General features: G+C 30.1%; 12 protein-coding genes and 1 riboswitch. Of the genes, 8 read left to right on the plus strand and 4 right to left on the minus strand.

Annotated features, from left to right (window positions below; genetic code table 11):
• Positions 1–2 precede the first annotated feature (2 nt).
• Positions 3–701, minus strand: coding sequence for a response regulator transcription factor (locus tag Ccar_RS23350; protein WP_007059169.1), 699 nt, complete (start codon positions 699–701; stop codon positions 3–5).
• 217 nt (positions 702–918) lie between these two features.
• Here Ccar_RS23350 and Ccar_RS23355 point away from each other — a divergent pair, with 217 nt between their 5' ends.
• From Ccar_RS23355 to Ccar_RS23370, 4 genes are all read left to right on the plus strand, one after another.
• A complete protein-coding gene (locus tag Ccar_RS23355; RefSeq protein ID WP_007059168.1) occupies positions 919–2307 on the plus strand; it encodes an efflux RND transporter periplasmic adaptor subunit in 1389 nt (462 codons plus the stop codon).
• Positions 2308–2335: 28 nt separating this feature from the next.
• Positions 2336–3037, plus strand: coding sequence for an ABC transporter ATP-binding protein (locus Ccar_RS23360; RefSeq protein WP_007059167.1), 702 nt, complete (start codon positions 2336–2338; stop codon positions 3035–3037).
• Positions 3038–4225: an ABC transporter permease gene (locus Ccar_RS23365; RefSeq protein WP_007059166.1), complete on the plus strand. Its 1188-nt coding sequence runs from the start codon at positions 3038–3040 to the stop codon at positions 4223–4225.
• 250 nt (positions 4226–4475) lie between these two features.
• Positions 4476–6188, plus strand: a complete 1713-nt coding sequence (locus Ccar_RS23370) for a methyl-accepting chemotaxis protein (RefSeq protein ID WP_007059165.1) — start codon at positions 4476–4478, stop codon at positions 6186–6188.
• A 288-nt stretch (positions 6189–6476) separates the two neighbouring features.
• Here the strand turns inward: Ccar_RS23370 and Ccar_RS23375 are convergent, their stop codons facing one another.
• Positions 6477–7394, minus strand: a complete 918-nt coding sequence (locus tag Ccar_RS23375; RefSeq protein WP_007059164.1) for a metal ABC transporter substrate-binding protein — start codon at positions 7392–7394, stop codon at positions 6477–6479.
• A 389-nt stretch (positions 7395–7783) separates the two neighbouring features.
• Positions 7784–7882, plus strand: a riboswitch (glycine riboswitch).
• 151 nt (positions 7883–8033) lie between these two features.
• On the opposite strand from Ccar_RS23375, the gene gcvT reads away from it, so the two are divergent.
• Positions 8034–9113, plus strand: a complete 1080-nt coding sequence (gene gcvT / locus Ccar_RS23380) for a glycine cleavage system aminomethyltransferase GcvT (RefSeq protein WP_007065111.1) — start codon at positions 8034–8036, stop codon at positions 9111–9113.
• Between the two features lie 90 nt (positions 9114–9203).
• Here the strand turns inward: gcvT and Ccar_RS23385 are convergent, their stop codons facing one another.
• Positions 9204–9593: a hypothetical protein gene (locus Ccar_RS23385; protein WP_007059162.1), complete on the minus strand. Its 390-nt coding sequence runs from the start codon at positions 9591–9593 to the stop codon at positions 9204–9206.
• A 72-nt stretch (positions 9594–9665) separates the two neighbouring features.
• Positions 9666–10106 carry a cell wall hydrolase gene (locus Ccar_RS23390; protein ID WP_007059161.1) on the minus strand — a complete coding sequence of 147 codons (441 nt, stop codon included), beginning with the start codon at positions 10104–10106 and terminating at the stop codon, positions 9666–9668.
• 171 nt (positions 10107–10277) lie between these two features.
• Here Ccar_RS23390 and Ccar_RS23395 point away from each other — a divergent pair, with 171 nt between their 5' ends.
• The 3 genes from Ccar_RS23395 (at position 10278) to Ccar_RS23405 (ending at position 12125) form a co-directional block, all read left to right on the plus strand.
• A complete protein-coding gene (locus Ccar_RS23395; RefSeq protein WP_007059160.1) occupies positions 10278–10793 on the plus strand; it encodes a hypothetical protein in 516 nt (171 codons plus the stop codon).
• Positions 10794–10962: 169 nt separating this feature from the next.
• Positions 10963–11592 (plus strand): methyl-accepting chemotaxis protein, encoded by a 630-nt coding sequence (locus Ccar_RS23400; protein WP_007059159.1) that lies wholly within the window; start codon positions 10963–10965, stop codon positions 11590–11592.
• Positions 11538–12125, plus strand: a complete 588-nt coding sequence (locus Ccar_RS23405) for a methyl-accepting chemotaxis protein (protein WP_007059158.1) — start codon at positions 11538–11540, stop codon at positions 12123–12125. The genes Ccar_RS23400 and Ccar_RS23405 overlap by 55 nt, the downstream gene beginning before the upstream one ends.
• Positions 12126–12130: the final 5 nt, after the last annotated feature.

The following is a 12130-nucleotide window of genomic DNA, read 5'->3' on the forward strand; positions in this document are numbered from 1 at the left end:
TATCATTCCTTAAATTGTATTTTAAAGCCAAAACCCCATACGGTATCAATTTTTAAAGAAGAACCAGCATTTAGTAGTTTTTTTCTAATTCTCTTTACCATATCATCAGTGGCCCTGGTTTCTACATCATTTTCGAATCCCCAAACTTTATCTAATAGTTCACTGCGACTTACTGCTCTATTTTTGTTTGTTATAAGGTAATAAATAAATGAAAATTCCATACCTGTAAGGCCTATATTGTTTCCATGATAATGTATTTCTTTTATATCAAGATTTACAGAAATATCTCCAATAGTAATAACTTTGTTATCTTCAATATGTTGTTTTTTATCTAATTCAATTCTACGAAAAATGCTTTTAATTCTAGCTATGAGCTCCATAGGACTAAAAGGTTTAGTAAGATAGTCATCACATCCTAAAGTAAGACCTGCTATTTTATCAGGTTCTGTATCCTTAGCAGATACTATTATTATTGGAATACAGCTTTTCTGGCGAATTAATGAACAAAGCGAAAAGCCATCCATTTCAGGCATCATAATATCCAGTATGAGCATGTCTGGTTCTTTAGTATTGAAAGCTTCAAGAACAGAAAGCCCATCATTAAATAATTCTACTTCAAAGCCTTCCTTGACAAGGAAAGATTTTATTATGTTGCAAATGTTAACTTCATCATCGCCAATATATATTAGTTTTTTATTCAATTAACTCACCTCTTAATCAATTTTAACATAAGCAGCTTACAATATCATTTGAAATTGTTTGGTATTTAAAGTTGCCACAATTTTGCCACAATTTTACCGAGATTTATATAAAGCCCTTAGAGTAGAATTAGAATGTGGATAAAAATGACTTATCATAATTAAAGTTCAAATTGAGGAAATGATAGTGAAGGTAAACTAGATTTGGAGGTTTCTGAGCATGAAAGAAAAGATTTTAAAAATATCAGCTGTAATAGTTTTAATAATTATAGCTGGTTTCGGAGGATACTATGCATATAAAAGAAGTACATCTAAAAATGTACTGACATCTACTAAGTATTCTTTATCAAAGGCAACAAAAACTAATTTGGATATTACTGTAGAAGCTACAGGTGCTGTTACAGGAGTAAATGAAGTAAATGTTTTTTCATCTAACACTGGTACAGTAGATGGAATGACGGCAAAATTAGGTGCTGCTGTTAATAAGGGGGATTTATTTTGCAAAATTGATGACAGTACAACTCAACAGGCAGTGGATAGTGCGCAAATTTCATTGCAACACAGTTATTTAGAACTGCAGGCATTGAAAAATCAGTTGGATGATCTTGTAGTAAAGGCTCCTATAAGTGGAAAGGTAAGAGCAGTATATGCAGGTGTGGGAGACGAGGTTAGTTCCATAAAGTCTACTTATGGAGGAATGGCCATGATAACTGTAGGGTCTGATAATTCTTATGAAACAGCTGTTCCATTTCCTTCTAGTGGAAAAGTGGCAGAAGTTTGTGTATCAGCTGGTCAGAGCGTTAACAAAGGAGATGTATTATTTAGACTTGATGCTAAAACTTTAAACAACACTATTGCTCAAAAAGAAAATGACATCAAGTTGGCACAAAAAAACTTGAGTGACAAACAAGCTAATCTAGCTAAATCTACAATAGCTACTCCTATAAGCGGAATAGTAACAGTATTAAATGTTAAAAATGGTGAAATAGTAACAAATGAAAAGCTTATTGCTACTATATCAGATACATCAAAAATGAGAGTGACACTAGCTGTAGATGAACTGGATATTAACCAAGTAAAAGTAGGACAAACAGCTACAATAAAGTTGGATGATATTAAAGATAAAACTTTTAAAGGCAGTGTTGAATCTATTTCACAAAGTGGTACAACTACCAATAATGTTACAACTTATAGTGTAGTTGTGACTATAGATAATCCAGAGAATGTGAAAATAGGAATGAATGCAAATGTCAGTATTGAGGTACAAAGTAAGGCAGATGTGTTAACAGTTCCAGTAGAAGCTGTTACAGAAAAAAATGGAAAGAAATATGTCATGGTTTCTGAACAAACAAGTAAATCAACTTCAGCTAATAAAAAAGCCTCTAATAATATAAGACCAGGAAAGCTTGTAGAAGTGAAAACAGGACTTAAAAATAAAACTCTAATTGAAATAACAAGTGGGCTTAAAGATAATCAGGTTGTTATGACAGAACTTACACAAACTACTAATACAAATAACAGTAGTAAGTCAAGTAAAAATAAAAGTAGTCAACAAGGCGGAATGCCAGGTGGAGGAATGTCTGGCGGAGGAGGAATGCCACCAAATTAACGAATATGTGGTTTTATGGAGGTAGAATATGAATCTTGTTATAGAAATGAAAAATATTAATAAAATCTATAAAATGGGAAGCAGCGAATATAGAGCTTTAAGTGATGTTAATTTAAATATAGAGAAAGGTGAATTTGTATCAATAGTGGGACCTTCTGGAGCAGGTAAGTCTACTTTGATGAACATAATAGGTTGTTTGGATGTGGCAACCTCTGGAGAATACATCCTTGATGGAGAAGATACAAATTGTAATGATGATAAATTATCAGAGATTCGCAATAGAAAAATAGGTTTCATATTTCAAAATTACAATCTTCTTCCGAAAATGAATGTGCTAGACAATGTGGAATTACCTTTAATATATCAAGGATTAAGTAATAAAGAAATGAAAGAAAAAGCTTTAAAATCTTTAGAAAGGGTTGGTTTAATATCTCATGTTAAGCATAAGCCTGCAGAACTCTCTGGAGGACAAAAACAGAGAGTTGCTATTGCAAGAGCTCTTGCTACAGAACCTGAATTATTATTGGCAGATGAACCTACAGGAGCATTGGATAGCAAAACAGGAAAAGAAGTTATTGAAATGCTTAAGGGATTAAATAAAGAAGGAAATACAATTGTACTTATAACTCATGATAATGAAATTGCACATCAGGCAAAAAGGATAATAACTGTAAAAGATGGATATATTCAATCAGATGAATTAAATTGTGAATATAGTAAGGTGATTTAAATGAAATTTAGTAAACTTATAAAAATGGCATTTTCATCGGTTTTAGCCAATAAGATGAGATCTTTCCTTACTATGCTTGGCATAATAATAGGAATTACTTCTGTTATAGCTTTAGTAGGTATGGGACAGGGAACTAAACAGGATGTAGCTTCTAAAATTTCAAGTTTAGGGACTAATCTTATAACTGTAAATATCATGGGAAGAAGAAGTATAACAGTAACAAATAGTGAGTTAAATGAACTTAAAAAGAAACCAGGAATAAAGGATATAGCACCTTCAGCATCACAGCAAAATGCTACAGTAAAATCAGAATCCAGTTCAAAGAGTACTACAACTTCTATTGAAGGATGTGTACCAAGTTCTGCAACTATAAGAAAATTAGGTGTAACTAGTGGCAGATTTATCACTCAAGATGATGTAGATAGCAGGTATAGAGTTGCAGTAATTGGTACAGATGCTGCGGATACTTTGTTTGGAAGTACAGATGTTGTTGGAGAAGAAATTAATATAAATGGAAGTATATTTTCCATAGTAGGTGTGCTTGCTACTCAAGGTGGTAGTGGACAAGATTCTCCAGATGATAAGATAATAGTACCTTTAAGTGTTGTTCAGAGACTATTTAAGATTTCACAGATAAAAACTTTTTATGTTGAAGCAGAAAGTCAGGATTCGATATCAGAAGCAAAAGGATACCTTCAGTTATTTTTAAACAACAAATTTAGCAGTGATTCTTCACAAAATACTAATTATAGAATAATGGATCAGTCCAGCCTTTTGGAAACAGCTACTTCAACAAGTGATAGTATGACTACTATGCTTTCAGGAGTAGCAGCTATATCTTTGCTTGTTGGTGGAATAGGAATTATGAATATTATGCTTGTTTCAGTAGTTGAAAGAACAAAAGAAATAGGTATAAGAAAAGCCATTGGTGCTAAGAGGAAAACTATTCTGATGCAATTTTTACTAGAATCTGCGGGCATAAGTACTTTTGGTGGGATTTTGGGAGTTTTAGGTGGATATGCAGCAGCTTATGTAATGAAAACTTTTTTTCATACATCTGTTGTAATATCTAATAATGTAGTAATAGAAGCGTTTCTATTTTCTATTCTTGTGGGTATAGTTTTTGGAGTATATCCTGCTAATAAGGCTTCTAAGTTAAGTCCTATTGAAGCATTGAGATTTGAATAAATGTCAAATAATAAAGTACTGACAAATATGAGTTGTCAGTACTTTTTTTATAAAATAAATATTTAGAATTTTTAAGTAAAATACATATACAAAATGTCGAAAAGCAGGTAAAATTAAGTTTAAGTTGTAACCTAATTGTAACAATTTAATATTAAAATATAAATATAATTTTAATGTTTATATTTTAATGTCAAAACGTAGTAAGTGATAAAGTACCAAAGACAACGAAAATACAGAGGAGGATAATTACATGAATTTTTTTAGAAACTTAAAAATTGCGCATAAAATCAGTTTCCTTGCAACTAGTTTTCTTGTTTTTCTATTAATAATGGGGGTTGCTTCAGTAAAACAATTGTCTTTAGTTAATATTGGGATTAAAGAACTAAGTGAATCAAGAATGGGTCCAATTGTTAAGTTAGAGAACATGAAATCAAATGTGGAATATATTCGAACTAGAAGTAGTGCGTTAATGGATGCAAGTGATGAAAATACAAAAAATACTATAAAAAGTGATGTTGCAAATAAGGTAGCATCAATTGACAAATCATTATCAGAATATAAAAGTCATGCTGATTACAAAACTTTATTAGATAATTATGATAAGTTTATAGCAGCAAAGGATGAATTTATGAAAACTGCTGGTCAACAAGGAGCTATAAGTGCAGCTAATGGTAGTTCAGGACCTAATGATGCTGCTAGTTTTGATAAAGCTAAAACTGCATTAACTGCATCCTTTGATGAAATTATAAATAATCATGTTAAAGCAGCAAATAATACTTATGATCAAAGTAAAAAGATTTTTGGTACTACAATGATTGTAATAATATCACTTTCATTGATATGTTTAATTATAACTTTGATTTTATCTATAATTATAATAAAAGAAACTGTTGATCCAATTAGAAGGGTTACTAAAAAACTAAAAGAAATTTCTGAAAGTGATGGTGATTTAACTCAAAGAATAGGCTATGATAGTAAGGATGAAATGGGAGATTTGAGCAGAAGTTTTGACTTATTTATGGACAAACTTCATTCAATTATTAAACAAGTATCAGTTTCAGCTGAATCTATGACATCCTTAAGTGAAAATTTAAGTGATGCAACAACAGCAACAACACAGTCGTTAGATAGTATAGCAGGTACTGTTTCAGAGATATCCTCCAGTACATCAGATGGAGCTGCTGTTTCAGAAGAAACTTCAGCGAGTCTTGCAGAAGTAGCTAAATTTTCTGAATCAACTTCTGTAGCAACAAAGAATACTTCTGTAAATAGTAAAAAGGCAAAAGAAATAGCAGAAGAAGGAGCAGGAAAAATATCTGAAATTGTTTCTTCTATAACGGATATAGCTTCTTCATCAAAAGAAGTATCAATGATTATAAGTGATTTGGATGTATCTTCAAAGAGAATAGGAGAAATTATTCAAATAATAACAGGAATTTCAGCTCAAACAAATATGTTAGCTTTAAATGCAGCCATAGAGGCGGCTCGTGCAGGTGAGGCTGGAAAAGGCTTTAGTGTAGTAGCCGATGAAATTAGACAGCTTGCAGATGAAAGCAATAATGCAGCAACACAAATATCTGAATTAGTTAAAGAAAATCAATTGAAATCAGCCTCTGCTGTAACATCATTTGAACAGGTTGAAGGAAAGGTGTCTCACGGAGTTACTAAAGCGTCTGAGGTTGGAGAGAGTATACAAAGTATAATACATAACATACAAGATATAGTAAATCAAATAGAACAAATAAATAGTGCCAATGAGCAGCAGGCAAAGAGTACTAAAGAAATTGAAATGGCTATTAATACTATAGCTAGCAGTTCAAGTGAAATAGCTGGTGGTACTGAAAATATAAGTGCAAGCATAGAAGAACAGCTTAGCACTATGAATGAGATAGAGAAAAATACGAAAAATTTATCAGAGATGTCAAAGAAACTAACTAAAATGACATCTGGATTCAAAGTGTAATTTAAAAATATTGCGAAGCAATATTTTTAGAGGACATTTGACAGAGGACAGAGGACAATGAAGGTGAGTTTTCCTCCTTACGTCGGAAAACTAATTTATTTCTAAAGCTTATTTTGCTAATGCAAAATGAGCTTTAAACTTATATTAGTCAGCAATGTTTCGCTTTAGCGAAACGAGCCATCAAAAGTTTAATTAAAGATTTTTCGCAGCAAAGCGGAGAAAAATCATCCTTCACTGTCCTCTGTCAATTGTCCTCTGTCCTCTGAAAAAGTTGTGTCGTAATATGTTTTATTTCAAACTATTATATATCATATCAAGGTTATTTTTCATAGTTTCTATATAATCTTTACCACCTTCCGTATTTTCTAAGGTATAAATTTTTTGTGCTTTAGCTCCAACTTGATTTGCTAGTGTTTCGGAAACTTTAGGGCTTACCATATCCTCAACAAAAATTGTTTTTATATGCTTTTCTTTACAATAATCAACTAGTTCTTTTAACTTTTTAGCACTAGGTTCTCCCTCTGCAAAAACACCTTCAATACTGTTTTGCTTTAATCCAAAATCTCTGCAAAGGTAAGCAAATGCAGCGTGTCCTGTGACGAAGTTTTTGTTTTGTAAAGTACTAAATTTGCTATTGTAATCTTTATAAAGTTGTTCAAGTTTATTATAAAAGTCTAAATAATTTTTTTCAAAATAATCTTTATTTGAAGGATCTGCTTTTACGAATGCATCTTTTATATTTTTAGCTTCATTTTCTGCACCTTTTAGGCTCATCCATAAATGAGGATCATATTTTTCATTACTTTTAGATGATTCAGCGTCTACAGCTGTTATTGGGGTAGAACCAGTTGATGCATTTACAACTATAAGATTTTTATTATTTACAGCTTTTAATGTTTCATCTGACCAAGGTTCCATGCCAAAACCGTTGTATATAAATATTTTAGCATCACTCAATGCTTTTAAATCTTTTGTTTTTGGCTCAAAGTCATGGGCTTCAGTTCCACTGGGGATTATAGTTTCAATTTCAACTTTATCTTTACCTACTGCTTCTGCAAATTCTCGTATAGCATTAAAGGAAACTACTACTTTTAGCTTATTACTTTGTGAAGTGTTGTTTGTAGGTGAAGTTTGTTTATTGCTGCAAGATGAAAATGTAAGTAACATACAGAATATAGCAGATAGGAAAATTAACTTTTTCAACATTATGTATCACTCCTTATAAAAATAAATGCAAATAATTTGCATTTAAACATAGAATTATAATATAACTATATTAATTAATTGTCAATGTATTCAATAATTATACTAAAGGTAAGCAAAAAAAATTATTATGCTCTATTTATAATATTTATACAATTAAAAATTTATTTCACTAATATAAAATTGTTTGAAACAATTATGTACAATGTATAGTTTTTCATAGAATTTGTATATTAAATACATAATTAAGTATTAATTTTTAAGGTATGTTATGGTTAAATAAAATATTTATAAATATAACTAAAATTTTATAATTTATTCATAAAAGTGGGTTAAAAATGGATTACAAAAGTGTTATAATGAGTTACGTAATAAAAATCTATATAAATCGGATGAAAATAATGTGAGATAACTTTTGTTAACCGAAGAAGCAATGTTAAACTACCACAAGTTTAATAGAAACTTTCAGGTAAATGTAACATTATAGGACGAAACTCTGAAATTCTATTTTTAACTTTTTATAATTATGTTTAAGTTTAAATATAGAAGTTTTTAAATAGAGTAACAGAGGATCATGTGGCATTTGTAAAGATGTGTCCAATGGTCCTTTTTTTATTATATGAATACATAGGAGGTAACAGTATGGAAGCATTAAAGAAGACTCCACTATATAATGTTTATGAAGAATATGGTGGAAAAATAGGCAAAATTGCAGGCTGGGCTTTACCTATGCAATTTGAAGGAGTAGTAGAAGAATATAAGGCCGTAAGAAAAAAAGCAGGATTATTTGATATTTCCCATGTAGGAAAAATTCAAATAAAAGGTAAGGATGCCTTTCACTTTATTCAAAACTTGGTAACTAATGATATTGAAAGTTTAGAAGAAAATAGAGCTATGTATACTCTTATGTGCTATCCTTATGGAGCGGTTATTGAGATAGTATTATTATATAAATTAAGTGAAAATGATTATTTAATTACTATTAATTCGGGAAATGTAAAAAGAATTTTTAAATGGCTTATAAATAAAAAAAATAAACATGATGTAAGTATTATTAATATTTCAAATGAAATTTGTGAGCTTGCATTGCAAGGTCCTAAGTCAGAGACTATACTACAAAAATTAACAGATATAGACCTTAAAGAAATTAAATATTTGAGTTTCAGGAAAGATGTAAGTATTTGTGATACAAAGTGTTTACTTTCTAGAACTGGTTATACAGGAGAAGATGGATTTGAGATTTATATACTTCCTAAAGATTTAGAATTGCTTTGGAATAGTATATTGAAGGCAGGAAGGGAAGAAGGTATAAAACCTGCAGGCTTATGCGTAAGGGACGCATTAAGATTAGATTCTAATTTACCTCCTTTTGGAGATGAACTTTTGGAGGATATAACTCCATTTGAAGCTGGATTGAAAACTTATGTTAATTTAAGAAAGAATGATTTTATTGGGAAAAATGCATTAAAAAAAGAAAGTGAAAAGGGAATTAAAAGAAAGATTGTAAAATTTGAAACAGGGGATAAATGCACCAATGAAATTTCTGGTTCTAATGTTATTTTTAATGGCGAAAAAGTAGGTATAGTGGCCACAGAACAGTTTTCACCTAAAAAGAAAAAAAATATGGGACTAGCACTAGTAGATCTAAAATATTCAAAGTTAGGAACTACAATATTTATTAAGGATATGAATGATTTAGTTAAAGCTAAAGTAACAAGATAAATTTATTAGTTACTTTATTATAAGATTACAATAGACTTTAAATGCAATTTAAAATTGTATTTAAAGTCTATGTATTTATTATTGCATATTTTAAGGAAATATATTTACAAATTTAATTGCATATATATCACATAATACATTAATATTTGTTCCTGTTTCTTTTAGAATAATATAACTAATTCCAACATCCTCCAAAATTCCTTCTCTATCTTGTACTATATTAGTTCCAATCAAGAAAAATACTCGAACTCTTTTACCTATTTGTGTTCTTAAGTACCCTTGTGTATATTGAATATCTTGAGCTATTGGTGAACCAGGAGCTTGCTCAAAGCCTTGATCTTGCATGATTGGCTGCTGCTGAGGTTGTTGTCCTTGGAATTGTGGAACTGGTTTCTTTTGCTGACGAAAGCCCAGAATATTAGGAGAATCATAGTCTATTGCGTAAGGATTAAAGCAATTAAAACAATATTGAGGAAACATAAATAAACCTCCTTGCATAAAATTTTTTATTTTATTATTTATGAAAAACTTTATTAAACATATGATTTGAATTTAGGTTTTGGCATAGAGTTCAGTTGGATTATAGAAACAATGTTTCACCATTTTTATTTGAAAACTACCACTTCCGTTATATGGAAAAGTATAAGGACAAGGAGCAAATGGGTTAAAGTACCATAGTGAATAACCTATTGGAAATAATCTATTTCCTGCTAATGCCCAATCTGCAATATCATAGTGTATTTGTTCCGGTGGATTTCCCCAAATTGTCTGAGGATTAGCAACACCGCCTAAAACTGAGCGCATACAATCATATTGACCCTTTTGATAAATTACTTTTCTAATATCTCCTTGACCAATTTTATGGTACTCACCATATGGAACTCTTACTCTATTCATAATAGAAGTAGCAACGGCTTTCATTCCGTTTTCACCTTCTCCGCCAGCTTCACATTTAATTAGTCTTGCTAATAATTCTCTATTTGAATAAGCCATATATTATTCACCTCGATTATTCTCACTATAATAATAGTTTATTCACATACATGGTAAATGTTACATCTTTAATAAGATTATTATCAGGATAATTAAGTACATTTCTTGTACTAAATAAATATAGTAATAAAAGAAGATAATGAAATCTTGGGAAGAAGGGAGAAAACAACTATGAGTTCTATTGATGTGAGTAAATATAAATATTTAGGACATGGAAAGAATGGAAAAGTGTACTTAATGCCTGATGGGAAAGTAATAAAGATATGTAGAAGGGAAGATAGGTGTTTGGAAGAGTATAAAGTTTTAAAAATGGCTGAAGGAAGTAGTTATTTTCCAAAAGTATATGAAAGAAAAGGAAAAGTTATGATAAGAGAATATGTAGATGGACAGGATTTAAATACTTATATAAAGAAATATGGATTAAGTAAAAATTTAGTACTGAATTTAATAGGAATGGTTGAAGAATTTGAAAAGCTTGGATTTAAAAGATTAGATATGAGAGGAATTCATATATATGTAACTAAAAATGAAAAAATAAAGGTTATAGATCCTTCCATGCAGCTTATAAAGACAGTAAAATACCCTGAGCTTATGCTCAGAGATTTAAGAAATTCAGGTGTAATAGATAAATTTTATAGTGTTTTAAAAGATGAAAGACCTGATTTGTATAAAAAATGGAATAAGTAGCTTATAATATACCATCTCCGGTTTCAATAAAAAACTTGTTAATATGAAATAGTTTGAATTTAATGAACATTGAAATTTTATGTATTAAAATTAGTGAATTTTATGAAATTTTATTCAAATTGTGTTATTATTAATTTGGATTATTATAGGGGATATGGGAGATGGTAAAATGAGAATACTTTTATTGGTTATGGCTTTTGTTATAATTCAATGTATAATTTTGATGCTGGTTCATAATAAATTTATAAAGCCAATAAAGATAGCAGCGGAAATTATTAATATGACTGCTGATTTAGATTTAACAGTTCAACAAGAAACTAATGAATTGCAGTTTTTTTTAAATGGAAAAAGTGAAATTAGCAATATGATAAAATCTATTTATAGTTTAAGGGAAAAGCTTAGAAGTATAGCTAAAATTATTAAGGAAAATTCAGAGGATATTTCACAATATTATAATGGAGTTTATACATCAACTAAAGAAGCAGTGTCTTCAATTGAAAATTTAACTGCCACAATGGAAGAATTGTCAAAAAGGTCAGTGGAAGAAGCAAAGAATTCTGAGAGTGGGAATGAAAAATTATCAAGTTTGGCTGAGGAAATAAAAGTAGCAGTACAAGGATCTGATAGGGTTAGAAAATTATCTAAGGCGACTCAAAAAATTAATTTAATGGGCATGGAAGCAATGAAGAAGCTTATAGAAAAATTTGAAATAAATAATAGCAGCGTAAAAAAATATCTAACAATGTGGATTACTTATCTAATAAGTCAGGAGACATTGGTGAAATTGTTAATGCTATAGAATCAATTGCAAGTCAAACTAATCTTTTAGCACTTAATGCAGCTATAGAAGCAGCAAGAGCTGGTGAGGCTGGAAAAGGATTTGCTATAGTTGCAGATGAAATAAGAAAACTATCTGAAGAAACAACAAATTCTGCAAAACAAATAGAAAAAATAGTAAAAGATATACAAGGTGAAATAGAAAATACTAAATTGAATATGGAAAATAGTAATATGGCTACTGAAGAGGCCAATGTCGCTATGGCAGAAGCTGAAAAATCGTTTTTTTCCACTGGAAAAGCAGTTAAAAATACAATGAGGCAAGTAGAGAGTCAAGCATCAAGCATTAATAAAGTAGATGAAAATAAGGAAATAGCTATTAGTTCCATAAGAAATATATCTGATATTGCACAAAAATCAGCAGCATCAACACAAGAAATATCTGCTTCTATGGCGGAACAATATGAAGCTGTTGAAAAAGTATCTAAGAGCTTAGAAAAACTTGACAAAATTTCATCAAAATTAAATAAGGTCACAGAAAAGTTTAAGTTTTAATGACA

Source organism: Clostridium carboxidivorans P7 (assembly GCF_001038625.1).
GTDB classification, from domain to species: Bacteria; Bacillota; Clostridia; order Clostridiales; family Clostridiaceae; genus Clostridium_AM; species Clostridium_AM carboxidivorans.